Origin of the sequence: Klebsiella sp. X13, from assembly GCF_003323835.1 — a bacterium.
GTDB lineage: Bacteria > Pseudomonadota > Gammaproteobacteria > Enterobacterales > Enterobacteriaceae > Klebsiella > Klebsiella ornithinolytica.
Genome location: NZ_CP030874.1, coordinates 4646651 through 4670825, shown reverse-complemented (window position 1 = coordinate 4670825; position 24175 = coordinate 4646651). Strand labels below are relative to the sequence as shown.

Here is a 24175-nt window from a genome sequence, read left to right as displayed (position 1 = left end):
GATCGAGGTGGTGTTTTCGCTGCAGAGGCCAGCCTTTTTCCCGGCGTAGCTACGCTGGCCGGGTGATGTCCCTGGCGGTATTTCGGCCGCTGGCGCTGCGCTTACCCGACCTGCGGGCCGTCGCTTCGCTAAGCGTAGCGCCAGCGGGAAATTAAGACACCGGTACTTTTTGCGCACGGTAGCTGCTGGGCGAACAGCCGACCTGGCGATTAAAAAAACGAGCGAAATAGGCGGGGTCTTTAAACCCCAATTGCCAGGCTATCTCGTTGACCGCGCTATCGGAAAACAGCAGCAGCCGTTTGGCCTCACGTAGCTGGCGGTCGAAGATCAACCGCTTCGGCGGTCGGTTGGCAAAGCGGCGGCAGATGTCGGTCAGCCGTGATTCGGTAACGTGCAGCTCGTTGGCATAGTCCGGTACCGCCCAGTGCTGGTGGTAGTGACTGTCGATCATCTGGTTAAAGCGCTGAAACAGCTTCAGCTCGCCGCGCATACCGCTGGCGGCATGATCGTCGAGCCTGGCGTTACGCAGCAGCAGAGTGAACACCGCCTGCGCCAGCAGCGCCAGGGTATGTTCGCGCCCCGGCAGCTGCGCGGTCGATTCGCGCTTAATCAGCTGCCAGTAGTGCGCCAGCGCCGTCAGTTCATCGGGTTTATCCGCCAGCGACAGACACATACCCGGCAGCCCGAACGCTTCCCGCGTTCCGGGATAGAGGACCTCCAGCAGCGGCCAGATCAGATCTTCGTGCACGGTCAACACGTGCCCGTCGCTGTCGGACTCGGTGATAAAAGCGTGCGGCACCGACGGCGGCGTCAGGACAAACAGCGGCGCCTGCACCGAATAGCGGTGATCGTCGAGCTGCAGTTCAATCTGCCCGGTATCGAGAAAGTGCATCTGAAAGTACTGGTCGTGTCGATGCGCCTGCATGTCGCGGCCAAAAAAGGCCGCCATGCGGGCAAACGACTGATAGTGCACATCCTCGGTCCCCAGACTCTCATCGTAATCTTTGTTGATATCGATATTAGCGATTGAGGGCTGACACATGGGCACTCCTTAATGACTTTTCTGGGCGGCGAGTCCTGCCTCAGCGGCGGCGTCTTCCCGCGCACTCATCGGAATTCGGGTCAGCACCAGCGCGCCGACGACCAGCAGTCCGGCGACAAACCACAGTCCGGAGCTAAAGCTACCGGTAGCATCACGCAAAATACCGATCAGCAGCGGGCTGACGGCGGATCCGATATTGCCGATAGCGTTGATGACCGCCAGCGCCACCGCCCGCGATTGCAGGCTGATCACCCGATCCGGGGTGGTCCAGAAAATCGCCATGGCGGTAAAAGAGCCCACGGAGGCCATAATGATGCCGATCAGCTGGATCAGCGCGTGGTGGGTGGCGGAGGCCAGCAGCCATCCGGCAGCGGCGAACAGATAGGGCAGGATGGTATGCATCTTGCGCTCTTTTCGCCGATCGGATCGCCGGCTCCACCAGATCATCCCGAAAATCGTACAGAACTGCGGAATCGCCGCCAGCATCCCGATCACAATGTTGCTACTGCCGGTGTTGAAGCTTTGCAGGATCTGCGGAGTCCAGATATTGATGGCGCTCAGGGTATTGGTCAGACAGAAGTAGGCGAGCGTGTACATCAGCACCGCCGGCGTCAGCACTTCCCGCAGAGTAGAGCGTCCGGAGGCTGGAATCACGGTGGCGCTTTCGCGCTCGCGTGCAATCATCGTTTTCAGCGCCTGCTTCTCCTCCTTATCCAGCCAGCTGGCCTGATCCGGGGTATCGTTGAGGAAGAACCAGGTCACCACGCCGAGCACCACCGACGGCAGCCCTTCCAGCAGGAACAGCCACTGCCAGCCCTTCAGGTTCCACAGGCCATCAAGCGCCAGAATATAGCCGGAGAGGATAGAGCCAAGCATCATAGTCACCGGCATCGCTATCATAAACAGGGCGTTGGCGCGGGCGCGGTGATAGGCCGGGAACCACCAGGTCAGGTAGACCAGGATCCCTGGCAGGAAGCCGGCTTCAGCGATACCAACCAGCATGCGCAGGATATACAGCGTATGCGGGTTGGTGGCAAACATCGTACAGGTTGACGCGATCCCCCACACCACCATGATCCCGGCGATCCAGCGGCGGGCACCGACCTTCGCCAGCATGATATTGCTGGGGATCCCGCACATCACGTAGGTGACGTAAAACAGCGTCGCCGCCAGGCCAAACATGGTGGAGGTCAGACCGAGATCTTTGCCCATCGTCAGCCCGGCGAAGCCGATATTAATGCGGTCCAGAAATGAGAAAACAAAAAGCACGAACAGGAAGGTGATAAGGCGGCGGAACAGCTTTTTGATCACCCGATTTTCTACTTCAACGACTTTATTTTCATTGTGTTGCAGGGTAGAGGTTGTCATGATGCACTCCACATTATCCGTTCAGTAGACGGATTTATTGTTATCAGTTGTGGTGGTGATTGCGTCGGTAAACCGTGCTGCCAGCGCTTCTGCGCCGCGGGCCAGCAGGGTGGTATCGACACCGACGGCGACGAACAGCGCCCCCAGCTCGAGGTAGCGTTTCGCCAGCTGTTCATTGGCCATCAGAATGCCCGGGGCTTTACCCGCCTCGCGAATCAGGACGATGGCGCTTTCAATGGCCGCCTGCACCTCAGGATGCTGCGGATTACCGCCGAAGCCCATATCCGCGCTCAGATCCGCCGGGCCGATAAACACGCCGTCGACGCCTTCTACCGCGAGAATCTGCGGTAGATTTTTCAACGCCTCGCGAGTTTCAATCTGCACCAGCACGCACATGGCATCGTTGGCCTGATGGATATAGTCCGGAACGCGGTTCCAGCGAGAAGCGCGCGCCAGGGCGCTGCCGACGCCGCGAATACCGGCCGGCGGATAGCGGGTGGCTTTCACCGCCAGCTGCGCTTCTTCGGCGTTTTGTACCATCGGCACCAGCAGCGTCTGTGCGCCGATATCCAGCAATTGCTTAATCTGCACCGGGTCATTCCACGACGGGCGAACCACCGGCTGGCTGGAGTAGGGGGCGATCGCCTGCAGTTGGGTCAACACCGTTTGTACATTATTCGGCGCGTGTTCGCCGTCAATCAGCAGCCAGTCAAACCCGGCGCCGGCCAGCAGTTCGGCGCTGTAGCTGCTGCACAGCCCCAGCCACAGGCCGATTTGTGGCCGTCCGGCCTGCAGCGCCTCTTTAAACGTGTTATTCATCATCTTCCCCTTACACAAAGCGGCAGCTGATTGCGCCCATGTTGCCGTAATCGACGTGGAAGGTATCACCCTTACGCGCCGGTACCGGGCGGGTAAACGAGCCGCCGAGGATGATCTGCCCGGCTTCCAGCTGGACATCGTATGGCGCCAGCTTATTCGCCAGCCAGGCGACGCCGTTTGCCGGATGGTTGAGCACCCCGGCGGCAACGCCGGTCTCTTCGATCACCCCGTTGCGGTACAGCAGGGCGGAGATCCAACGCAGATCCAGCTCGTCGGGCTTAATCGGCCGCCCGCCGAGGATCACCCCGGCGTTGGCGGCGTTATCGGAGATGGTGTCGAAGACTTTGCGCGGGCGCTGGGTTTGCGGATCGATGTTGTGGCAGCGGGCGTCGATCAGCTCCAGCGCCGGGATCACATAGTCGGTGGCGTTATAGACGTCGAACAGGGTGCAGTTCGGACCACGCAGCGGTTTCGCCAGCACGAAAGCCAGCTCGACTTCAATCCGCGGCACGATAAAACGGTCGGTCGGAATGTCGCTACCGTCGTGAAAAAACATATCATCGAGCAGCGCGCCGTAGTCCGGCTCGCTAATTTGCGAACTGGCCTGCATCGCTTTTGAGGTCAGGCCGATCTTATGGCCCTTCAGCACCCGCCCTTCGGCGATCTTCATCTCAACCCACTCGCGCTGGACGGCGTAGGCGTCCTCAATGGTGATCGACGGATAATCCAGCGAGATCGCGCGGATCTGCTCACGTTGTTTTTCGGCCTGATTCAGTCGCTGGGCGATCAGGGTGCGGGTTTGTTTATCGAGCATAGTGGCTTCCTGTTACCTCGTTCGGTGTCGCGGTGTCGCGGCGCCGGGTGGCGCTACGCTTACCCGGCCTACGGTTGGTGCATTGTTCTGGCCGTTGTCGACCCGGTGGCGCGCTATTTAAACAAGGCGTGGACATTATTCTGTTTGTAGTTCAGCGTCGGGTGCAGTTCTTCAATCTCAAATGACAGCGCCAGATAGCGGCTCTCCATCAGAGCGGCGAAGTGGCTTTTTATCAGCCCAAACAGCATTTCGCCGACCTCTTCACGGCTCTCCAGGCTACGCCCGCTGCCGATTTTCAGCGTCATATGCACGAAGGCGTAATCCTGCCTGCCGTCGGCCATCTGCCAGGTGTCCAGCCAGATGGCGCGGCTGCGGATGCCACCCAGCGGGAAGATGCCGGTAGCGGCCAGCGCCTGATTGACCTGGGCGAACAGGCCGGGTAAATCAGCCTGTTCGCGGATGTTGTCGGTACACTCAGCGATAAAATGCGGCATGGTGGCTCCTTACGCCTGGGCCGGAAGCGGGAACACAGCGTTGACCTGGCCGGTGCCGGAACTGGCGAACAGGTCGGTAATAAACTCCACCTTGCCGTCATATTTATCCCAGCCGAGCACGCCGAGCAGCATCACCGTGTCGTGCATATTGCCTTCGCCGTAGCAGTAGTCGGCATATTCCGGCAGCATGGTGCAGAACTCTTTGAACTTGCCTTCACGCCACAGCTTGACCACGCGTTCATCCATCTGATGATCAAACTCGCGGGTGTAGCTGTTCATCCCCTCTTCGGCGCGCTGGTCGTCGATAAAGCGGTGCGACAGTGAGCCGCTGGCGAAGACCGCCACGGTACCGTCATACTTTTCAATGGCTTTAACGATGGCTTCGCCCAGCTTGCGGCTGTCGGCAAAATCGTGAACGGTGCAGAACGCGGAAATCGACACCACTTTGAAATGCTTATCGCTGTTCATGTAGCGCATCGGCACCAGCGTGCCGTACTCCAGCTTCAGGCTGGGGATGTTGTGCGCTTTCGCCCGCACGCCCAGTTTGACCGCTTCGTCGGCAATCATCTGACCCAGCTCCGGGTTGCCGTCGTAGTCGTAGGTCATATCGCGGATAAAGTGCGGCAGTTCGTTGCTGGTATAGACGCCTTTGAAATGGTCGGCGCAGTTAATGTGGTAGGCGCTGTTGACCAGCCAGTGGGTATCGAAAACGATAATGGTATCGACGCCCATTTCTCGGCAGCGCTTGCCAATTTCTTTATGGCCGTCGATGGCAGCCTGACGACAACCATGATTTTTCCCCGGCAGTTCAGAGAGATACATTGACGGCACGTGAGTGATTTTGGCGGCTAACGCTAATTTGCCCATGCGGTGTTCTCCTTACATAACCTGAATAGTATGAGCCGCAGCCCGCCAGGGTGCGGCTCGACGGATGACGGTTATACGCCCCATTTCGGGATCGGATGGTCACCCATGGAAATACAGACGTTTTTCATTTCGGCGAACACTTCAAAGCTGTACTCGCCGCCTTCGCGGCCGGTGCCGGAGGCTTTCACGCCGCCAAACGGCTGGCGCAGGTCGCGGACGTTCTGGGTATTGACGAACACCATGCCGGCTTCAATACCGCGCGCCAGACGCAGCACTTTGCTGATGTCCTGGGTCCAGATGTAGGACGCCAGGCCATACTCGATGTCGTTCGCCAGGCGCAGCCCTTCCGCTTCGTCTTTAAACGGCAGCAGGCAGGCCACCGGGCCAAAAATCTCTTCTTGCGCAACGCGCATGCGGTTATCGACGTCCGCCAGCACCGTCGGACGCAGGAAGTTGCCGCCTTGCAGATGCGCAGGCAGATCGGACGGCTTGTCCGGGCCGCCGGCCAGCAGGGTGGCGCCTTCCTCGATGCCGAGGCGAATATAGCCGGAGACTTTTTCCCAGTGCTGCTTGCTGATCAGCGCCCCGACCTGGGTATTCGGATCGGTCGGGTCGCCGACGCGCAGGCGGTTAGCGCGTTCGGCAAAGCGTTTAACGAATTCCGGGTAGATGCTCTGCTGAATGAAGATGCGCGACCCGGCGGTACAGCGTTCGCCGTTGATTGAGAAGATGGTGAACAGGGCGGCATCCAGCGCGCGCTCGATATCGGCATCTTCAAAAATCAGCACCGGTGATTTACCGCCCAGCTCCATGGAGTACTTCTTCAGACCGGCATTTTTCATAATGTTGCGCCCGGTGGCGGTACCACCGGTAAACGACACTGCGCGGACGTCGTGATGACGCACCAGGGCATCGCCGGCGCTGGCGCCGTAGCCCTGCACCACGTTGAGTACGCCGGCCGGAATACCGGCTTCCAGCGCCAGTTCGCCCAGACGATCGGCGGTCAACGGCGACAGCTCAGACATCTTCAGCACCGCGGTATTGCCCAGCGCCAGGCACGGCGCGACCTTCCAGGTGGCGGTCATAAACGGCACGTTCCACGGCGACACCAGCGCGCATACGCCGACCGGCTGCACGAGGGTGTAGTTGAGCATCTTGTCGTCAACCGGATAGGTCTTGCCGTTCATCTGCTGGCACACTTCGGCGAAAAACTCGAAATTGTGCGAAGCGCGCGGGATCAGCACATTTTTGGTCTGATGAATCGGCAGGCCGGTATCGGCGGTTTCCATCGCCGCGATCTCCGGGACGTTCTGGTCAATCAGATCGCCCAGGCGGCGCATCAGGCGCGCGCGCTCTTTCATCGGCAGGTTGGCCCATTTCGGGAACGCTTCTTTCGCGGCGGCAACGGCCTGATTCACTTCGGCTTCACCGCCGGAGGCGACTTCCGCCAGCACTTCGCCGGTGGCCGGGTTGGTGGTATGGAAATATTCTGCGCCCGCGACGTTTTTGCCGTTGATCCAATGGTTAATTTTTTTCATGACAGCTTCTCCTCATACGCTTGCTGGCTGATGATGCGGTTGACCAGGCGGCCGACGCCTTCGACTTCGACGATCGCTTCGTCACCCGGCACCACGTCGGACAGCCCTTTCGGCGTGCCGGTGGCGATCATGTCGCCCGGTTGCAGGGTCATGAATTCACTCAGGTAAGCGATCAGGAACGGGATGCTGAAGATCAGATCGGCCGTCGTGCCCTGCTGGCGCAGCTCGCCGTTGACCCAGGTTCGCAGAGTCAGGTTATGCGGATCCGGGATCGCCTCTTTGCTCACGATCCACGGCCCGATAGGGGTCAGGGTGTCGCGGCTTTTTACCCGCAGATTCGGCCGGTAGTAATTTTCCAGATAGTCGCGAATGGCGTAGTCATTACAGACGGTGTAGCCGGCGACATAGTCCATGGCATCGGCTTCGGCGACGCGGCGCGCGGTTTTGCCTATCACCACCACCAGTTCGGCTTCGTAATGCATGTACTCCACGTTGTCCGGGCGTACCGACTCTTGTTCATGACCGATAAAGGTGTTCGGCGCTTTGATAAAGACCAGCGGCTCTTCCGGCGGCTTAAACTCCAGCTCGCTGGCGTGGTCGGCATAGTTCAGACCCAGCGCGAACAGCGTTCCGTCGGCGGGAGGCAGCCAGCGAAAGTCGCCTGCTTGAAGCAGGGTGCCATCGGCGAGGCGAACCTGGTCGCGTTCATCGACCTGTACGTCGTAGCGAGCGCCTTGCCATTCAATACGTGCCTGTTTCATGCCAGCTCTCCTTCTGCAACAACCGGGTTTTCCAGCGCCGGGAAACCTTCGGCGAGGATCCGCACGCGATCGCCGGGCTGCAGCGTGACGCGGGCGTGAGGGGTGCCGATCAGAATGGCATCGCCGGGATTCAGGGTGGCAAACTCGCTCAGCGCGCTTAACAGTTCGGCGGCATTGCGCTGTAGATCGCCGGTATTCCAGCTGTCGGCCTCGCGGCCGTTGATTTCAGTGATGATGGTCAGATTGTCCACGCTATCCACCGGGGCGAGGGAACCGATTGGGCAGAAGCCATCGCGGCATTTGGCCTTAATCGCCGGGCGGTAAAAGCTCTCTTCCGGCAGGCTGACGTCATTGGCCAGCGCATAGCCGGCGATAAAAGAGGCGGCGGCGTCGGCGGAAACCTTACGCGCGGTTTTGCCGACAATCAGCGCGACGGTTGCGCCGCTCTGCACGGTTTCACCCTGCGGATAGGGAATTGCCTCGCCGGCGCCGATGACGGTATTGCGAGGTTTGATAAACCAGACCGCGGTTTTCGGCGGCGTTTTGTAAGGGGCCTGTTGGAACGCATCGCGCCAGGCGTCAAGCTGGCTGCGATGGTTGAGCGCAACGGCGAAGATGGTACCTTTCATTCACCACTCCTCTGGTACTGATGTCGGATGCTAAGGGATATTCATTAATATGTTAATGATCATCTTTTATTCCTTGTGGCGGAGTTTGGCAAACAGAAGTGAATGTTTTGTGATCTGATTAACAATAAATTTACAGTATAAAATTTTATATGTTATTAATCAGTTTGTTATGGTTTTTTGTCGTCTCGGCTGGTACTTTTCAGGTGCAGAAACCGGTTGCGTCATGGCAGGATAGGCGCTAATTATTAACTTATTAATAAACATAAGAGTGCGATGTTGAGGGTATGTGATGCATGATTCGTTAACCATTGCGTTGTTGCAGGCGCGGGAAGCGGCGATGGGCCATTTCCGACCGATCGTTAAACGCCATAATCTCACCGAGCAGCAGTGGCGTATTGTGCGCATCCTTGCGGAAAATCCGTCGATGGACTTTCACGATCTGGCGTTCCGCGCCTGTATCCTGCGCCCCAGCCTGACCGGTATTCTGACCCGTATGGAGCGCGACGGTCTGGTGCTGCGTCTCAAGCCGGTCAACGATCAGCGCAAGTTGTATATTTCGCTGACGCCGGCGGGCTACACGCTGTATGAAAGCGCGCAGGCGCAGGTGGAAGAGGCCTATCGCCTGATTGAAGCGCAGTTCACCAGTGAAAAGATGCAGCAGCTGACCGCGCTGCTGGAAGAGTTTATTGCGCTCGGCAACCGTCAGGGCGCCGGGCGCAGTGATGAAAGTGATGAGGAAGAGTAGATCAGCGCATCGTTCGGGGGTCGGCCAGCGCGATAAGGGTTTCGGTTCTGGCGGGAGAGAGCGGTTCGCGCGGCTGCGGTAGCGGCCAGCCGTACAGCCAGCGGGCGGTGGTCGCGCAGGTTTTCCCCTGACAGGCGCCCATTCCGCAGCGGCGGGTCAGTTTTGCCTGGTGCCAGCTATCGGCATCGGCTACTTCGCCGCAGCGCACATCTTCACAGCGGCACAGCAGGCTATCCGGCGTGGAGGCGTTTTTCAGGCTCTCTGCCAGGGTGAATGTGCGGTTGACCGCCTGAGCAAATGTCTGCCAGCGCTCGCGACGGGCAAAGTGGGCCTGGGCGCAAGCCTCGGCGTCAGCTGCCGCAAAGCCGGCAATTTCACCCTCTGCCAGCGCCAGTTCGCTGCCACCGAAGCCGGTGCATTCGCCCGCGGCGTAGATGTTGGCGACGCTGGTCTGCTGCCAGCGATTCACCGCTATTGCCTCGTCAGCTATCGTGCAGCCGAAGTGCAGCGCGGTTTCAATATTGGGTACCAGGCCGTAACCGATAGCCAGCCGCTGGCAGGCGATTGTCCGCTCTACGCCGCGAGCATCGCGCAGCGTAATGGCTTCAAGCTGCGTCTCGCCATGGGCGCGAATCACCTGACTACCGCTGAGATAGCGTCGCGGGGCGAGGGTGGCCAGCTGGCGAAGTTTTTCCGGCCAGCGCCACAGGCTGCTGCCAAAACGCAGTAAGGCGCTGAGCGGGGCCTGCTCAACAATTTGTCGAACTTCACCTCCGCTTTTTTTCACCGTTGCGGCCACCGCCAGCAGCAGCGGACCGCTGCCGGCAATCACCACCTTTTGCCCCCGCAGCGTCAGACCGTGTTTAATTTGCGCCTGTAACCCCCCGGCGCCGGTGACGCCGGGCAGCGTCCAGCCGGGGAAAGGCAGCGAGAGTTCGCGTGCGCCGCAGCAGAGGATCAGTTTTTGCCATTCGACAACCCCGCTGTCGTCGGCGGTTTCGAACAGGACGCGATGTGCCGAAGGGCGGGCGATAAGCCGGGCGCCGTTCAGCGAGGTGATGTTTTTCTCCGCGGCAACGGCTTCCCGGTAGCGGCGTGCCAGAGCAGGGAGCTGCACCTGCGGACCCTCGCGCCAGATCTGCCCGCCGGGGCGCGGATTATCGTCGAGGATCACGACCTGCTTACCGCAGGATGCGGCCGCCAGCGCGGCGGCGAGACCCGCCGGGCCGGAGCCGAGAATCAGAATGTCACAACGCAGGGTTTGCATGGCAGCTCCTTTCAATCGTCATTCCGGGCTGGCACAGCGTCTGGCAGGCCAGTACCCGCCGTCCGTTGACGGTCACCCGACACTCCTGGCAAATGCCCATGCCGCAAAAAGGGGCGCGGGGCTGGCCGCCGACGGCTATGCGTGTGGTGGGATTCGCCGTCAATGACAGCGCTGCCGCGACGCTGATTCCCACCGGCACATCGCGTTTTTCACCTTCAATCATCACCGGGATAGTCTGGCTCATGCGATAGCCTCTTTTTTCAGCAGGCGGGCCGGGAGCCACGCGTCGGGGGCTAACGGACTGCGTTCGCCCAATAGCTGGGCGACGAGTAGCGCCGCGCTGGCGGGGGCGGTGGTGACGCCGAGCCCTTCATGACCCAGCGCCAGCCACAGACCGGGACGTGACGGGTGGGGACCAATCAGAGGATTTCCGTCCTCTGATGCGGCGCGAAAGCCGCTCCAGCAGCGGATAATATTCAGCCCGGCGAGGGGGGGCAGGAAGTGCCGGGCACGGTCGAGCATCTGTGCCAGCAGCGGCAAATCCAGCTGGCGTTCTGAGTGATCAAACTGCCGCGAAGAGCCGATCAGCAGCTGTCCGGTGGGGCGCGGCTGCACGTTAAACGCCACCGAGGTACCGCCGCCGTGGGCGCTGGCGCCGTAGCCCAGTTCGACCAGCTGATGATGGAGTAACGGGCCGTAGCGGTCGGTGATCGCCAGCTGACCTTTCTTGGGCCGCAGCCAGTTTTCCCCCAGCAGCCCATTGGCGCCGAGGCCGCAGGCGACCACGATAGCCGGCGCCCGCAGCCGTTTTCCGCTGGTCAGCGTCACCGCCGGCTCGGCGATTTCCGTGGCGCCTTCGCTGAGACAGGTCAGGTTGTCTCCCGCGTCGGCGATAAACCAGCGCGCGACTTCAGGGGCATAGACGATACCGTCGCCGGGCACCCACAGCCCACCCTGCAGGCCGGCACGCAGCAGCGGTTCTCGCTGCGTCAACTGTGTGGGGGTCTGCATCTCGCTGGAGACCTGATATGCGGCCATTCGCCGCTGCTTCTCCCGGGCAATCTCCAGCTCCTGGGGAGTTTCCGCCAGCCACAGAGTGCCGCAGCCGCGCCAGGCGCAGCGCTCGGGCATCCGCGGCGTGAGGGTGCGCCAGCATGCCAGTGACCAGGCGGAGAGCGCGAGTTCGGCGGGATCGTCATCCATACACACCAGATGGCCCATGCCGGCTGCGGTGGCGCCCGGCTGGCGATCGTCGAGCAAAATCACTTTTTGCCCGCGTTTCGCCAGCTGCCATGCGCAGGCGGCGCCGACGATCCCGGCACCGATCACGATGACATCGCCGTGGTTCACGACACGATCCCCCAGCAGAAGGGATCGTCCGGGTTGAGGATCAGCCGGGTATCGCCGCAAACCCAGGCTTCGCCGCGGATCGTCGGAATGATACCGGCGTCGCTGCGCGTATAGCTGGCGGTAAACTGACTGCCGATAATACTGGCCTGGCGCCAGAGTTCGCCGGGCTGCAGCTTGCCATCTTCGGCCAGACAGGCCAGTTTGGCGCTGGTTCCGGTGCCGCACGGCGAGCGATCCCAGGCTTTCCCCGGGCACAGTACGAAACTGCGGCTGTCGGCATCGGCGGCGTCGGCAAAGAGTTCGATATGGTCGATTTCGCCGCCGTCATCGCCGCGGATCCCGGCGGCTTCCAGCCCTGCACGTACGGCCCACGCATACTCGGTAAGCTGCGGAATTTGGGCGGGTTCGAGGGTGAAGGGATGATCGTTGATGAGGAAAAACCAGTTGCCTCCCCAGGCAATATCACCGGTGACGGTTCCCACCGATGTGCTGACGCTGAGCTGTTTTTTACCGCGCCGGGCCGGAACATTCTCCACCGAGACGCTGCCATCTTCATGCAGCGTTGCGCTGACGTTGCCCACCGGCGTTTCAATCAGATGGGTGCCAGGCTTGATGCGACCAAGCCATGCCAGCGAAGCGATAAGCCCGATGGTGCCATGCCCACACATGTTCAGAAAGCCGGCATTGTTGAAGAAAATCACCCCGGCGGTTGCCTGCGGTGAGACCGGCTTGCACAGCAGCGCCCCCACCAGCACATCGTTGCCGCGCGGCTCCAGGATAACCGCCTGGCGCCAGCGATCGAATTCGCGGGCGAAACGTTCGCGGCGCTCCGCCATGCTGCCGTTACCGAGATCCGGAAAACCGTCCACAATCAGGCGGGTCGGTTCGCCGCCGGTATGAGAATCAATGGCTCTGAGTTCAATGGGGTGACGTGGCGCAGTCATGGCTATCTCCGGAGGTTAACGATTTGTTTCATCATGCTGGCGCAACAGACCGCCTCCGGCTTGAACGCTTTCGCCAGAGAAAATGACGAAATCGGCACAATAAACGGCGGCGCCTGTTTATGAATGACATAGTTATTTCTTATTAATCATTCGCTTATTGCTGTGGTAAACCGAAAGTCGCGATCGCGCCAGCGGCGTACTCAGGGGAAAATATAAACCGGAGTCAGGATCGCAAAACGCGGTATTGCCGCTTGATGTGTTACCAAAAGGTGAATAAATATCCTCCCGTCACCCGCCATGAGGAAGCCTTATGTTCTGTGTTACTGCTGCTGCTTCGGAGCACGCTCCGGTTGAGGATACGGATCTGGCCGTGGATGAGCTGAGCCAGATTTGCGAAGGGCTGGCGCGCCAGCGCCCGGAAAACATGCCATCGTTGCTCAATGCGCTGGCGCTCATCGCGCCGCTGCTGAACGCGATTCCCCATGTGGTTTTTTTTATCAAAGATGCCCAGGCGCGCTACCTGCTGGCGAACCTGACGCTGGCTCGTCGCTGCGGCTTTAAAAGCGTCTCCTCGCTGTTAGGCAAAACCTCGGCCGACGTCTTTCCATCGGCGCTGGGGCAGGGCTATACCGAACAGGATCTGCGGGTGTTGAGAGAGGGGGTGACCCTGCGCGACCAGCTCGAAATGCACCTCTATAACGGGCGTGAACGCGGCTGGTGTCTGACGCAAAAGCTGGCGCTGCGCGATGTTCACGGCCAGGTGATCGGCATGGCAGGGATCTCGCACGATCTTCAGGAGGCGCATGCCCGACATCCTGCCTGGCAGCGGCTGGCGATCGTCGATGATCATATTCGTCGCCACTACCATCGCCCGATCACCATGGAAGAGCTGACCGGGTTAAGCGGCATGTCCGTGGCGCAGATCGAACGCTATTGCAAACGGATCTTTCACCTCACGCCGCGGCAAATGATCCACAAGGTCCGCCTCGAAAAAGCCACCGAGCTGCTGGCGGGAGAGACGCCGATTACCGATATTGCGCTGCAGTGCGGCTATACCGATCACAGCGCCTTCAGCCGTCAATTTAAAGCGATGACCGGCTCCACGCCGCGCGATTTTCGCCTGACGCTGGCGGGATAATCGTCGGCTCACACTTTTTGCGACTGTGCTAATTTCGTCATCGTATTGGAAGAAAACCGACAAGCCGCCGGGTCCATGAAACGTCAATCTGTCAGTGAAAATTCACCATTCATTCACTTTGACTTAACAAAATGACGACAAGGAACCGAGCATGAGCAAAAAAGCGATTCACTGGAGCGGCGTATTTCCGGCAGTCAGCACGCAGTTTCGTCAAGATTACTCCCTCGATTTAGATGCCACCCATGCGGTGATGAAAAACCTGGTCAGAGACGGCGTCTCCGGGCTGGTGGTGTGCGGCAGCGTCGGGGAAAACACCTCGCTGACAACCGAGGAAAAACTGCAGATTATTGAAGTGGCGAAAGATGCGGCGGGCGGCAAAATTCCGGTGATCGCCGGGGTCGCCGAGTTCACTACCGCGTTTGCACAGAAGATGGCGAAAGAGGCCGAGCGCGTTGGCGTCGACGGGATTATGGTGATGCCGGCGCTGGTCTACTCCTCGAAGCCGCACGAAACCGCCGCCCACTTCCGCAGCGTGGCCACCGCCACCGACCTGCCGATTATGGTTTATAACAACCCGCCGATTTACAAGAACGACGTCACGCCAGATATCCTCGCCACCCTCACCGATTGCGACAATATCGTCTGCTTCAAAGACTCATCCGGGGACACCCGTCGTTTCGTCGATCTGCGTAACACCGTCGGCGACCGCTTCGTGCTGTTTGCCGGGCTGGATGATGTGGTGGTGGAGAGCATCGCCGTGGGCGCGGAAGGGTGGATTTCCGGCATGTCGAACGCTTTCCCGCGCGAAGGCGAAACCCTGTTCCGTCTTGCCGCACAGAAACGCTATGACGAAGCCATGGCGCTGTATCGCTGGTTTATGCCGCTGCTGCACCTCGATGCGCGTCCGGATCTGGTGCAGTGCATCAAGCTGTGCGAAGAGCTGCTGGGACGCGGCAGCGCCGTCACCCGTCCGCCGCGTCTGGCGCTGGAAGGGGAGACCCGTCAGCAGGTGGTGAACATCGTGGAACAGGCGCTGGCGACGCGTCCTGTGCTGCCGGACGTGGGCCTGTGAGGCGGGGAGCGACGATGAGCGAAACAGAAATGACGGCGGGTCGGCAGTTTATCGCCGGGCGCCGCGTCGCCAGCGGCGAAGCCACGCTCCTCAGCCTGAAGGCTGCGGACGGCGAGGCCACCGGCCACCGTTTTTATCCGGCCTCCCGGGAGGAGGCCGCACTGGCGGCGCAGGCGGCGGCGCAGGCTTTTGCCGCCTATTCCGGAACCTCGCCAGAGACGCGCGCGCGCTTTCTGGAGACCATTGCCGATGAACTGGACGGGCTGGGCGAGAGCTTTTTTGCCATTGCCCATGCTGAGACCGCGCTGCCGCTGGCGCGTTTACAGGGCGAGCGGGCACGCACCAGCGGTCAGCTGCGGATGTTTGCCGGTCTGTTACGCCGCGGCGATGTTCTGGGGGCGCGCATTGATACGGCGCTGCCGGCGCGTCAACCCTTACCGCGAGCGGATCTGCGCCAGTATCAGGTGGCGCTTGGCCCGGTTGCGGTATTCGGCGCCAGCAACTTTCCGTTGGCCTTTTCTACCGCCGGCGGCGATACCGCCTCGGCGCTGGCGGCCGGTTGCCCGGTGGTGGTTAAGGCTCATCCCGGACATATGGCAACCGCAGAGCAGACGGCGCAGGCCATTGTGCGGGCGGTGGAGAAATGCGCCTTGCCCGGCGGGGTGTTCAACATGATTTTTGGTACCGATATCGGGGCCGAACTGGTGCGCCATCCGGCGATTCAGGCGGTGGGATTCACCGGCTCGCTGACGGGGGGGAAAGCACTACTCCAGCTGGCGCAGCAGCGCCCGCAGCCAATCCCGCTGTTTGCGGAAATGTCGGCGATTAATCCGCTGATTATTCTGCCCCAGGCGCTCGCCGCGCGCGCGGCGTCGCTGGCCAAAGATCTGGTGGCGTCGTTTACCCTCGGCGGCGGGCAATTTTGTACTCGCCCAGGGTTGATTCTGGCGCTCAAGGGCGAAGGGCTGACGCGCTTTACTGCCGCGTTATGTGAACAGGTTCAGGCCGCGCCCGCTCAGGTTCTGCTCAATGCGCCGACCCTGCAACACTATCGCGCCGGTGTCGAGACGCTCGACGCCTGTCCGGGTGTGCAGCGGCTGGCCAGCGGTGAAGCGGCCGGCGGCCCGCGGGCGCAGGCGTTGTTGTACCTGGCGACGGCGGAGGCGTTCATGGCGCCGGATAGCGTGCTGCAAACCGAGGTGTTTGGCCCGCTGTCGGTACTGGTGGAAGTGGCGGACGAGACGCAGATGATGGCGCTGGTCAGTACGCTGCAGGGACAGCTGACGGCGACGCTGCATGCCGATACGGACGATCGTCCCCTGGCGGCGCGTCTGCTGCCGCTGCTCAGCGATAAAGCCGGACGGGTGCTGTTCAACGGCTATCCCACCGGCGTGGAAGTGTGCGATGCGATGGTGCACGGCGGCCCCTGGCCGGCCACCACCGACGCGCGCGGCACATCGGTTGGGACCCGGGCGATCGAACGTTTTCTGCGGCCGGTTTGTCTGCAGAACGCCCCTGCCGCGTTGCTGCCGCCGGCCTTGCAGGATGCTAACCCTTTAAACCTGCTGCGCCTGGTGAACGGCCAGTGGACCCGGGAAGCGATTTCCCCCTCATGTTGACGGAAGGGCATCACGATGACTATTCACACTACGCATAACAGTCAAACCCGCGTTGCTGAGTCGGGTAAGTTTAAAAAGCAGCTGACCTTAACCGATCTGACGTTTATTGGCCTGGGGGCGATTTTTGGTTCCGGCTGGCTCTTTGCCGCCAGCCACGTCGCGTCGATTGCCGGGCCCGCCGGGATCGCCTCCTGGGTGATCGGCGGCTTTGCGGTTTTGCTGCTGGGCATCGTTTACTGCGAACTGGGGGCGGCGCTGCCGCGCGCAGGGGGGATTATCCGTTATCCGGTCTTTTCGCACGGTGAGCTGATGGGGTATCTGCTCGGCTTTATTACGCTGATTGCCTTCTCAAGCCTGATTTCTATCGAAATTGTCGCCGCCCGTCAGTATGCCGCCGCCTGGTTCCCGGCGCTGACCCAGCCGGGATCCAGCTCGCCGACTCTGCTGGGCTGGGTGGTGCAGTTCCTGCTGCTGTGCTTTTTCTTTGCGCTTAACTACTACAGCGTCAAAACCTTTGCCCGCTCGAATAACTTTATCAGCGTGCTGAAGTTTCTGGTGCCGCTGCTGGTAGTGATTACCCTGTTCACCTTCTTTAAGCCGGAAAACCTGCATACTCAGGGGATTGCGCCGTTTGGGATGTCCGGGGTGGAAGCGGCGATCAGCGCCGGCGGGATTATCTTTGCCTATCTGGGGCTGACGCCGATTATTTCCGTTGCCAGCGAGGTTCAGCATCCGCAGCGCACGATCCCGGTGGCGCTGATTCTGTCGGTGGTGCTATCGACCATTATCTATGTGCTGCTGCAGCTGGCGTTTCTCGGCAGCATTCCGACGGAAATGCTAAGCGGCGGCTGGGCGGAAGTGAGTAAACAGTTCTCGCTGCCGTATCGCGATATCGCTATCACTCTCGGTATGGGCTGGCTGGCCTTTATGGTGATTAGCGACGCGATCATCTCCCCGAGCGGCACCGGCAATATTTACATGAACGCCACGCCGCGCGTTATCTACGGCTGGGCGAAAGCCGGAACCTTTTTTAAAGCCTTTACCCACATTGATAAAGAGTCCGGCATTCCGCGTCCGGCCCTGTGGTTGACCTTCGGTCTGTCCATCTTCTGGACGCTGCCGTTCCCCTCCTGGGAGCAGCTGATCAGCGTGGTCTCGGCCGCGCTGGTGTTGAGCTATGCGATCGCGCCGGTGACCGCCGCAGGGCTGCGCCGTAACGCGCCGGATCTGCCGCGTCCCTTCCGCGTGCGGGCGTTCGCGATTATTGGACCGGTGTCGTTTATGATCTCCGCGCTGATCGTCTACTGGTCCGGCTGGACCACGCTCTCCTGGCTGCTGGGGCTGCAAATCGTCATGTTTGTGGTCTACATCCTGTGCAAAGGCAAAGTGCCGGTACATACCGTCAGCCTGGCGCAACAGGTGAAATCCTCGCTGTGGCTGATCGTCTTCTATGCGCTGATCATGCTCTTTTCCTGGTTGGGCAGTTTTGGTGGTACTAATGAGATAGCTCACCCCTGGGATACGGTGCTGGTAGCGGTGATGTCGCTGGGAATTTATTACTGGGGCGCGCGCAGCTGTCTCCCCCAGGCTAATTTTAGCGGAGACGAAGAAGAGTAGAGGAGAAGGTCATGGAAACGGTAACCCTGTCGTTACCCGAAGCTTATACGCTGGCGATGCGGGCGCTGAGCGCTAATGGATTCAGCGAGGATCACGCGGCGGCGGTAGCGCGCAACGTCACCGGTGGGGAGCGCGATGGCTGCGCTTCCCACGGCCTGTGGCGGCTACTGGGGATCGTGGACACCCTGCGTAAAGGTAAAGTCTCCCCGGATGCCGAACCGCAGATTGACGATCGGGCGCCGGGGATTGTGCGCGTCGATGCCGGCGGCGCGTTTTCGCTGCTGGCGTTTGAGCGCGCGCTGCCGCTGCTGGTGGAGAAGGCGCGCCGCAGCGGTATCGCCGCGCTGGCCATCAACCGCTGCGTGCATTTTTCGGCGCTGTTTGCCGATATCGAACCGTTGACGGATGCCGGCCTGGTCGGGCTGGCCTGCACGCCGGGCCATGCATGGGTGGCGCCTGCGGGCGGCAGCCTGCCGCTGTTTGGCACCAATCCTGTCGCCTTTGGCTGGCCGCGGGGGGATAAGCCGCCGTTTATTTTTGATATGGCCACCAGCGTGGCGGCGCGCGGCGAGATTCAACTGCATCAACGTGCCGGGAAAGCGTTACCGGAAGGATGGGGGATTGATCGTCAGGGCCAGCCGACTACGGACGCCGGAGCTGTGCTGGCCGGGGCGATGCTGACCTTTGGTGGCTATAAAGGATCGGCGCTGGCGGCGATGGTCGAGCTGCTTGCCGGGCCGCTGATTGGCGACATGACCAGCGCGGAATCGCTGGCGTGGGACGGTGGCGCGGGCGGGCTACCCTACGGCGGCGAGCTGATTCTGGCGCTGGATCCGCAGCGGTTCCTCGGTGCGGAGGCTGATGCACATCTGGCTCGCGCGGAGACGCTGTTTAACAGCATGCAGGCGCAAGGGGCGAGACTCCCGGGCGAACGGCGCTATCTCTGCCGCCAGGAGAGTGAATGCCAGGGCGTCACCATTAGCCGTTCGTTGTTTGATGAGATTTCCGCGTTGAGCGAGTAGTTGAACCGCCCGCGGAGTTATCGGGGCCTTGGGCGACAGGAGAGCGGCGGTTTCCCCGGTGGCGTTGTGCTTACCGGGGCGACAGAGAGCGGTGGTTTCTGGCAACCGAATAAGACGTCAGCCGCTAACCGTAAACGTCATCAGAACAAGGTGTCCAGCTCCTCGAGCACGTTGTACTCGTCATCCACCAGCAGCAGGGTTTTCCACTTATCGAAGGTCAGACACGGATGAGAGGTGCCAAACAGCACAATATCGCCGACCTGCACATCGCAGCCCGGCGCCAGGCGCAGCATGCAGTGCTGATCCATAATCCCGACGCTGACTATCTCGTCGGCCTGCAGCGGTAATGCTTTGCCGTGGCGATAGTGGGCGACAGGCTGTGGGAGTCCGGCATCGAAGGCGCAGTCGCGTTTGCCGAAATTGACCACCGCGCGATCCGCCTCCGGGACCGACTGCACCATCGCCATTAGCTCCAGCGCAGAGGTCAGGTCGCCGCCGAGATCGCAGGCGATCGGATCGCGGGCGATCAGCTCCTGCCGGGCAATCTCATAGATCCCCATATCATGAGTGATGTAACAGCCCGGTCGGATCACCACCCGGCAGCGATCCGGCTTCTGTGCGGCCAGCCACACGTTGCACACCACGTCATACCAGACGGTCCCCGCGCCGGTCAGAATAAACTCACCCTCAACCAGCGGCGCCATCTGGCAGGCGAGCCCGGCGGCCTGACGCAGCAGCGCTTCAACCTGCGGCTGCGGATCGTCGCCGTGCAGCACCCCTTCGTACAGTTCCAGCCCGCGAAGCGTCAGGCCCGGTAGCGTGGCGACCTCCTGGGCCAGCGCCAGCGCCGCGTCCACGCTCCGGCAGCCGCAGCGCCCGCCGGGAACGCCCAGCTCAATGAGAACATCCAGCGTTTGCTGGCGCGCGCTGAAGAACGCCGACAGAGTGCGGGCATTCGCCAGGCTATCCACGCAGCAGAGAAAATCCACCGCCCGGTAATGGGCCTTCAGTTGTGAAACCACCTGCATGTTGGCCTGACCGACCAGCTGATTGACCATTAAGACGCGCTCAATTCCGCTGGCCATCGCTGCGCTGGCCTGCCAGGCGCTTCCCACCCCGATACCCCATGCTCCCGCCCGCTGCTGGGCCTGAAAAATCCATGGCGTCATCGTCGTTTTCCCGTGCGGCGCCAGCGAGACGCCGCGGGTATCGGCATAGCGCTGCATCCAGGCAATGTTATTTTCCAGCGCTGTTTTTTTCACCAGCGCCGCGGGCAGGCAGACCTCTTCAGCCAGCAGGTTGGCCGGGCAGGCCATGACGGCGGATTTATGCGGGACAAGCGTATCGGAGTGGTATTTCATAACACTATCCTTTCAAGGTTCAGGTACGGGTTTCAGATGGGTATCATATATAACTTATTGATATTAATCGTTTTAATACTTAAATATTATCCGTTGTGAATAAAAGTATCACAAAACGATCTGGGTTTTGCGTAGTTTTCCACTGTTTTTTCACCTTGTAAATGGTTAGCTTGTCGGCATAGTCGAAAGGGAGTAATTGCAAATGAAGGTTGACTGGCTTTTCAAGAACGTCACGGTGATTGATGGAAGCGGCGGACCGCAGTATCGCGGCGACGTGGCGGTGAAGGGCGATCGTATTGTCGACATCGCGCCGGCGCTGAATGTGGCGGCTGACCGCGAGATTGACGGCGAGGGGCGCGTGCTGGCGCCGGGGTTTATTGATGTGCATACCCATGACGATATCAACGTCATTCGTATTCCGGAGTATCTGCCAAAACTGAGCCAGGGCGTGACGACGGTTATTGTCGGGAATTGCGGGATCAGCGCGGCGATGGCGACAATGCGCGGCGACGTTCCTGATCCGATGAACCTGCTGGGTGAACAGGCGCAGTTTATCTATCCCACCGTTGAAGCATACGCGCACGCTGTGGAAGCGGCCCGGCCGTCGCTCAACGTCGGGACGCTGATTGGTCATACCGCGCTGCGCAATAACCATATGGACGATCTGCTCCGTCCGGCAACGGAGAGCGAGATTGCCGGGATGCGCGTCCAGCTGCGCGATGCGTTACGCCAGGGAGCGCTTGGCCTGAGCACCGGGTTGGCCTATGCCAGCGCTTTCCAGTCCACCACCGAAGAGGTGATGGCGCTGGCGGAAGAGCTGGCGGCGGAGAAGGGCATTTATACGACCCATCTGCGTTCTGAATTTGAACCTATTCTGGATGCTCTCGACGAAGCGTTCCGCATCGGGCGTCACGGCAACGTCCCGGTGGTGGTTTCACATCATAAATGCGCCGGGGCAAAGAACTGGGGACGCACGCGGGAGACGCTGGCCTTCTTCGATGAGATGCGCCAGCGCCAGGAGATTGCCTGCGACTGCTACCCGTATTCCGCCAGCTCCTCAACGCTGGATATGAAACAGGTCGCCGATGAGTTCGATATTGTGATCACCTGGTCGGAATCCCGGCCGGAACAGGCGGGAAAAACGCTTAAGCAGATTGCCGATGCGTGGCAGATGAGCCTGCATGAGGCGGCGGCGCAGCTGATGCCTGCCGGGGCTATCTACTACAACATGGATGAGCAGGATGTCCGGCGGGTGATGCGTTATCCCGTCACGATGATCGGCTCCGATGGGTTGCCCAACGACCCGATGCCGCATCCGCGTTTATGGGGCGCTTTTCCCCGGGTGCTTGGCCATTACAGCCGTGATGAGCAGCTGTTTCCGCTGACCACGGCGATTCACAAAATGACCGGCCTGTCGGCAGCGCGCTTCCGGCTCGCGCAGCGCGGGCTGGTGAAAGTCGGTTATTTTGCCGATCTGGTGCTGTTCGATCCGCTGACGGTGCGTGATGTGGCCAGCTTCTCCGACCCGAAACAGCCCGCGGAAGGGATCGAAGCGGTGATGGTGAACGGCATCATGAGCTACGGCAGCGATAAAAAAATTACCGGGCGGGCAGGGCGTTTCCTGCGTCGCCAGATGGACTAAGGAGCGGAATATGAGTATCAAACGTTATGGCGTTGAAGGCGGGACCGGAACCGGCGGGCAGCATCTGCCCTTCGCGCGGGCGGTTGAAGCCGGGGGCTGGCTGTATGTCTCCGGCCAGACACCGATGAAAAACGGAGAAGTGGTAGAAGGCGGCATTGTTGAGCAGTCGCGGCTGGCGATTCAGAACTGCGTCGATATCATGACCGAAGCAGGCTACAGCCTGGCGGATGTGGTGCATGTGAAAGTGATTCTGACCGACTCACGCTATTTCCAGTCATTCAATAAAGTGTTCCGCGAGTTCTTTGCTGAGAATCCCCCCGCACGCATTTGTTGCGTTGCCGATCTGGTGGTGGATTGTAAAGTCGAAGTGGATGTGACCTGCTATAACGTCGCTCGCGTGTAAATAAGAATTCCCCACCGCCGGGTGGGGAGTGACCCATAAAAATGTGACAATCGTGCCAAATTGACTCCATCAATCGGCGCGAGCAGGGTTGCTTTGCCTTTTTTCTGGCATCGTTACGATTAACTCATAATATTCAGCGGTACGAATATTATTTATTACGCCTGGATGTGAGCAATGAATAATATGTCATTCCTGATTTGGTTTTCTGTTTATGCCTGCGCCATGATTACTTTAGGTTGGTATGTTTCTCGCAAGCAAAAAAACGGTGATGATTTTCTACTGGGCGGCCGCTCTCTGCCGATGTTTCTGACGCTGGGTTCGACGGTGGGCACCATGGTCGGCACCGGTTCGAGCGTGGGTGCCGTGGGCTTTGGCTACAGCAACGGCTGGGCGGGGATGCTGTATGGCCTCGGCGGCGCGGTGGGCATTTTACTGGTCGCGTGGTTATTTGCGCCGGTACGTAAATTTCGCTTTATGACTATGAGCGAAGAGATGTCCTATTATACCGGTGGCAGTAAAATTATTAAAAACCTGGTAGCGATCCTTATTTTTATTGCCTCAATTGGCTGGCTTGGCGCGCATATATTAGGTGGCGGGCTCTATCTGGCATGGGCCAGCGGTATTGATATTAATGTCGCCAAAGTCATTATCGCGCTGGCATTTGTGGTTTATGTCGGTATTGGCGGCTATTCCGCGGTCGTCTGGATCGATACGGTTCAATCGATTGTGCTGTTCGTGGGTTTTATTCTGATGGCGATTTTTGCCGTCCAGCACGTGGGCGGCTGGAGCCATATTCAGCAGGCCGTCGACCCGGCAGCACAGAGCCTGTTTGCCGTCGATAAACTCGGGGTGCTGCCCGCGCTCTCGCTGGCGATCGTCATTGGCGTGGGCGTCCTGGCGACGCCGTCCTATCGTCAGCGTATCTACTCGGCGAAAACCGTCTCCTCCGTGCGCCAGTCCTTCACCATCACCGGACTGCTATACCTCGGTTTCTCCTTCCTGCCGGCGATTATCGGCATGGCGGTGTGGACCATGAATGCGAACCTCGAAAACAGCGGCTTTGCCTTCCTGTTTGCCACTCAGGTGCTGCCGCCGGTGCTGGCGATGGCGATCCTGATTGCCGGGATGTCGGCCAATATGTCCTCCGGCAGCTCTGATGCGATTGCCGCGGTGTCTATTATGCTGCGCGACCTCTATACCCTTGTGACCGGCCATATGCCCGCGCCGGAGAAAGCGATTCGTCTGTCGCGAATGTTCCTCGTGCTGGTTATTGCCCTGGCGCTGGTGTTTGCGCTGACCTCTAACGACATCATCAGCTACATCACCAAAATGATCTCGATGATCATGTCCGGCATGTTCATCTGCACCATGCTCGGCCGTTTCTGGACGCGCTTTAACTGGCAGGGGGCGGTAGCCGCTCTGGCTGGTGGGGCTGGGGCATCGGTGGCAGTGCTGATGAACAGCGACTGGCTGGCCTTCTGGGGCAATCCGTGTATCCCGTCGGTACTCACCAGCCTGGTCGCGTCGGTGGTGGTGACGTTGATCACGCCGGCCAGCAGCATGAGCCGGGAAGAGGCGCTGGAGATGATCACCCGCGAACGTGAAAGCCGTCCGGCGGCACCGCCGCTGCCGATTGGCAAACGCCATCCGTCGCAGAGCTAAG

Annotated in this window: 23 protein-coding genes and 1 pseudogene; 9 read left to right on the top strand and 15 right to left on the bottom strand. The window is 60.2% G+C overall.

The window, feature by feature from the left end:
* Window positions 1-151: 151 nt before the first annotated feature.
* The 9 genes from hpaA to DSD31_RS22235 all read right to left on the bottom strand — a co-directional run bounded on the left by hpaA (window position 152) and on the right by DSD31_RS22235 (window position 8332).
* Entirely contained in the window at window positions 152-1042 is an 891-nt protein-coding gene (hpaA, locus tag DSD31_RS22275; protein ID WP_004857563.1) for a 4-hydroxyphenylacetate catabolism regulatory protein HpaA, read from the bottom strand.
* A gap of 9 nt (window positions 1043-1051) precedes the next feature.
* Entirely contained in the window at window positions 1052-2410 is a 1359-nt protein-coding gene (gene hpaX / locus DSD31_RS22270) for a 4-hydroxyphenylacetate permease (RefSeq protein WP_004857564.1), read from the bottom strand.
* Window positions 2411-2431: 21 nt separating this feature from the next.
* Window positions 2432-3229 carry a 4-hydroxy-2-oxoheptanedioate aldolase gene (hpaI, locus tag DSD31_RS22265; RefSeq protein ID WP_004857565.1) on the bottom strand — a complete coding sequence of 266 codons (798 nt, stop codon included), beginning with the start codon at window positions 3227-3229 and terminating at the stop codon, window positions 2432-2434.
* A gap of 10 nt (window positions 3230-3239) precedes the next feature.
* A complete protein-coding gene (gene hpaH / locus DSD31_RS22260; RefSeq protein WP_004857566.1) occupies window positions 3240-4043 on the bottom strand; it encodes a 2-oxo-hept-4-ene-1,7-dioate hydratase in 804 nt (267 codons plus the stop codon).
* A 113-nt stretch (window positions 4044-4156) separates the two neighbouring features.
* On the bottom strand, window positions 4157-4537 hold the full coding sequence (locus DSD31_RS22255) for a 5-carboxymethyl-2-hydroxymuconate Delta-isomerase (protein WP_032716515.1): 381 nt from the start codon (window positions 4535-4537) through the stop codon (window positions 4157-4159).
* Window positions 4538-4546: 9 nt separating this feature from the next.
* Window positions 4547-5404, bottom strand: coding sequence for a 3,4-dihydroxyphenylacetate 2,3-dioxygenase (gene hpaD / locus DSD31_RS22250; RefSeq protein WP_004857568.1), 858 nt, complete (start codon window positions 5402-5404; stop codon window positions 4547-4549).
* A gap of 71 nt (window positions 5405-5475) precedes the next feature.
* Window positions 5476-6942 carry a 5-carboxymethyl-2-hydroxymuconate semialdehyde dehydrogenase gene (gene hpaE / locus DSD31_RS22245; protein WP_015585210.1) on the bottom strand — a complete coding sequence of 489 codons (1467 nt, stop codon included), beginning with the start codon at window positions 6940-6942 and terminating at the stop codon, window positions 5476-5478.
* Window positions 6939-7703, bottom strand: coding sequence for a fumarylacetoacetate hydrolase family protein (locus tag DSD31_RS22240; RefSeq protein ID WP_004857570.1), 765 nt, complete (start codon window positions 7701-7703; stop codon window positions 6939-6941). Before DSD31_RS22240 ends, hpaE begins: the two co-directional genes overlap by 4 nt.
* A complete protein-coding gene (locus DSD31_RS22235; protein ID WP_015585208.1) occupies window positions 7700-8332 on the bottom strand; it encodes a fumarylacetoacetate hydrolase family protein in 633 nt (210 codons plus the stop codon). The genes DSD31_RS22240 and DSD31_RS22235 overlap by 4 nt, the downstream gene beginning before the upstream one ends.
* Before the next feature lie 289 nt (window positions 8333-8621).
* Here DSD31_RS22235 and hpaR point away from each other — a divergent pair, with 289 nt between their 5' ends.
* Window positions 8622-9077, top strand: coding sequence for a homoprotocatechuate degradation operon regulator HpaR (hpaR, locus tag DSD31_RS22225; protein WP_004857572.1), 456 nt, complete (start codon window positions 8622-8624; stop codon window positions 9075-9077).
* 1 nt (window position 9078) lies between these two features.
* Here the strand turns inward: hpaR and DSD31_RS22220 are convergent, their stop codons facing one another.
* The 4 genes from DSD31_RS22220 to DSD31_RS22205 are packed head-to-tail and all read right to left on the bottom strand — an operon-like array spanning window position 9079 to window position 12638.
* The gene (locus DSD31_RS22220; RefSeq protein WP_048024215.1) at window positions 9079-10344 is read right to left on the bottom strand and encodes an FAD-dependent oxidoreductase; all 1266 of its coding nucleotides are present in this window, start codon (window positions 10342-10344) and stop codon (window positions 9079-9081) included.
* On the bottom strand, window positions 10325-10588 hold the full coding sequence (locus DSD31_RS22215) for a 2Fe-2S iron-sulfur cluster-binding protein (protein ID WP_015585206.1): 264 nt from the start codon (window positions 10586-10588) through the stop codon (window positions 10325-10327). Before DSD31_RS22215 ends, DSD31_RS22220 begins: the two co-directional genes overlap by 20 nt.
* A complete protein-coding gene (locus tag DSD31_RS22210; protein ID WP_015585205.1) occupies window positions 10585-11694 on the bottom strand; it encodes an NAD(P)/FAD-dependent oxidoreductase in 1110 nt (369 codons plus the stop codon). Before DSD31_RS22210 ends, DSD31_RS22215 begins: the two co-directional genes overlap by 4 nt.
* Window positions 11691-12638, bottom strand: a complete 948-nt coding sequence (locus DSD31_RS22205) for a 4-hydroxyproline epimerase (protein WP_004857576.1) — start codon at window positions 12636-12638, stop codon at window positions 11691-11693. Before DSD31_RS22205 ends, DSD31_RS22210 begins: the two co-directional genes overlap by 4 nt.
* A 310-nt stretch (window positions 12639-12948) precedes the next feature.
* On the opposite strand from DSD31_RS22205, the gene DSD31_RS22200 reads away from it, so the two are divergent.
* The 5 genes from DSD31_RS22200 (at window position 12949) to DSD31_RS22180 (ending at window position 19106) form a co-directional block, all read left to right on the top strand.
* Window positions 12949-13776, top strand: coding sequence for an AraC family transcriptional regulator (locus DSD31_RS22200; RefSeq protein WP_004857578.1), 828 nt, complete (start codon window positions 12949-12951; stop codon window positions 13774-13776).
* A gap of 151 nt (window positions 13777-13927) precedes the next feature.
* A complete protein-coding gene (locus DSD31_RS22195; protein ID WP_004857580.1) occupies window positions 13928-14848 on the top strand; it encodes a dihydrodipicolinate synthase family protein in 921 nt (306 codons plus the stop codon).
* A gap of 14 nt (window positions 14849-14862) precedes the next feature.
* The gene (locus tag DSD31_RS22190; RefSeq protein WP_113991310.1) at window positions 14863-16467 is read left to right on the top strand and encodes an aldehyde dehydrogenase (NADP(+)); all 1605 of its coding nucleotides are present in this window, start codon (window positions 14863-14865) and stop codon (window positions 16465-16467) included.
* Between the two features lie 15 nt (window positions 16468-16482).
* Window positions 16483-18084 carry an APC family permease gene (locus DSD31_RS22185; protein WP_004857583.1) on the top strand — a complete coding sequence of 534 codons (1602 nt, stop codon included), beginning with the start codon at window positions 16483-16485 and terminating at the stop codon, window positions 18082-18084.
* Between the two features lie 11 nt (window positions 18085-18095).
* Window positions 18096-19106, top strand: a complete 1011-nt coding sequence (locus DSD31_RS22180) for an Ldh family oxidoreductase (RefSeq protein WP_103073093.1) — start codon at window positions 18096-18098, stop codon at window positions 19104-19106.
* A 140-nt stretch (window positions 19107-19246) separates the two neighbouring features.
* Here the strand turns inward: DSD31_RS22180 and DSD31_RS22175 are convergent, their stop codons facing one another.
* Entirely contained in the window at window positions 19247-20467 is a 1221-nt protein-coding gene (locus DSD31_RS22175; protein ID WP_015585202.1) for an amino acid deaminase, read from the bottom strand.
* Between the two features lie 79 nt (window positions 20468-20546).
* Window positions 20547-20692: pseudogene (locus DSD31_RS26250) on the bottom strand (hypothetical protein).
* Between DSD31_RS26250 and DSD31_RS22170 the strand changes: the two are divergent.
* The 3 genes from DSD31_RS22170 (at window position 20670) to DSD31_RS22160 (ending at window position 24174) form a co-directional block, all read left to right on the top strand.
* Window positions 20670-22109 carry an N-acyl-D-amino-acid deacylase family protein gene (locus DSD31_RS22170; protein WP_113991309.1) on the top strand — a complete coding sequence of 480 codons (1440 nt, stop codon included), beginning with the start codon at window positions 20670-20672 and terminating at the stop codon, window positions 22107-22109. The pseudogene DSD31_RS26250 and the gene DSD31_RS22170 overlap by 23 nt on opposite strands.
* A gap of 10 nt (window positions 22110-22119) precedes the next feature.
* Window positions 22120-22512: a RidA family protein gene (locus DSD31_RS22165; protein WP_004857591.1), complete on the top strand. Its 393-nt coding sequence runs from the start codon at window positions 22120-22122 to the stop codon at window positions 22510-22512.
* Window positions 22513-22686: 174 nt separating this feature from the next.
* On the top strand, window positions 22687-24174 hold the full coding sequence (locus DSD31_RS22160; protein WP_004857593.1) for a sodium:solute symporter family protein: 1488 nt from the start codon (window positions 22687-22689) through the stop codon (window positions 24172-24174).
* Window position 24175: the final 1 nt, after the last annotated feature.

Bases quoted from the DNA above. Each gene is read 5' to 3' on its own strand.
- DSD31_RS22215 (WP_015585206.1), bottom strand. From the start codon at position 10,588: ATGAGCCAGACTATCCCGGTGATGATTGAAGGTGAAAAACGCGATGTG.
- DSD31_RS22190 (WP_113991310.1), top strand. From the start codon at position 14,863: ATGAGCGAAACAGAAATGACGGCGGGTCGGCAGTTTATCGCCGGGCGC.
- DSD31_RS22165 (WP_004857591.1), top strand. From the start codon at position 22,120: ATGAGTATCAAACGTTATGGCGTTGAAGGCGGGACCGGAACCGGCGGG.
- DSD31_RS22255 (WP_032716515.1), bottom strand. From the start codon at position 4,537: ATGCCGCATTTTATCGCTGAGTGTACCGACAACATCCGCGAACAGGCT.
- DSD31_RS22160 (WP_004857593.1), top strand. From the start codon at position 22,687: ATGAATAATATGTCATTCCTGATTTGGTTTTCTGTTTATGCCTGCGCC.
- DSD31_RS22170 (WP_113991309.1), top strand. From the start codon at position 20,670: ATGAAGGTTGACTGGCTTTTCAAGAACGTCACGGTGATTGATGGAAGC.
- DSD31_RS22240 (WP_004857570.1), bottom strand. From the start codon at position 7,703: ATGAAACAGGCACGTATTGAATGGCAAGGCGCTCGCTACGACGTACAG.
- hpaH (WP_004857566.1), bottom strand. From the start codon at position 4,043: ATGCTCGATAAACAAACCCGCACCCTGATCGCCCAGCGACTGAATCAG.
- DSD31_RS22205 (WP_004857576.1), bottom strand. From the start codon at position 12,638: ATGACTGCGCCACGTCACCCCATTGAACTCAGAGCCATTGATTCTCAT.
- DSD31_RS22195 (WP_004857580.1), top strand. From the start codon at position 13,928: ATGAGCAAAAAAGCGATTCACTGGAGCGGCGTATTTCCGGCAGTCAGC.
- DSD31_RS22200 (WP_004857578.1), top strand. From the start codon at position 12,949: ATGTTCTGTGTTACTGCTGCTGCTTCGGAGCACGCTCCGGTTGAGGAT.
- DSD31_RS22180 (WP_103073093.1), top strand. From the start codon at position 18,096: ATGGAAACGGTAACCCTGTCGTTACCCGAAGCTTATACGCTGGCGATG.
- hpaA (WP_004857563.1), bottom strand. From the start codon at position 1,042: ATGTGTCAGCCCTCAATCGCTAATATCGATATCAACAAAGATTACGAT.
- DSD31_RS22175 (WP_015585202.1), bottom strand. From the start codon at position 20,467: ATGAAATACCACTCCGATACGCTTGTCCCGCATAAATCCGCCGTCATG.
- DSD31_RS22185 (WP_004857583.1), top strand. From the start codon at position 16,483: ATGACTATTCACACTACGCATAACAGTCAAACCCGCGTTGCTGAGTCG.
- hpaR (WP_004857572.1), top strand. From the start codon at position 8,622: ATGCATGATTCGTTAACCATTGCGTTGTTGCAGGCGCGGGAAGCGGCG.
- hpaD (WP_004857568.1), bottom strand. From the start codon at position 5,404: ATGGGCAAATTAGCGTTAGCCGCCAAAATCACTCACGTGCCGTCAATG.
- hpaI (WP_004857565.1), bottom strand. From the start codon at position 3,229: ATGAATAACACGTTTAAAGAGGCGCTGCAGGCCGGACGGCCACAAATC.
- DSD31_RS22235 (WP_015585208.1), bottom strand. From the start codon at position 8,332: ATGAAAGGTACCATCTTCGCCGTTGCGCTCAACCATCGCAGCCAGCTT.
- hpaE (WP_015585210.1), bottom strand. From the start codon at position 6,942: ATGAAAAAAATTAACCATTGGATCAACGGCAAAAACGTCGCGGGCGCA.
- hpaX (WP_004857564.1), bottom strand. From the start codon at position 2,410: ATGACAACCTCTACCCTGCAACACAATGAAAATAAAGTCGTTGAAGTA.
- DSD31_RS22220 (WP_048024215.1), bottom strand. From the start codon at position 10,344: ATGCAAACCCTGCGTTGTGACATTCTGATTCTCGGCTCCGGCCCGGCG.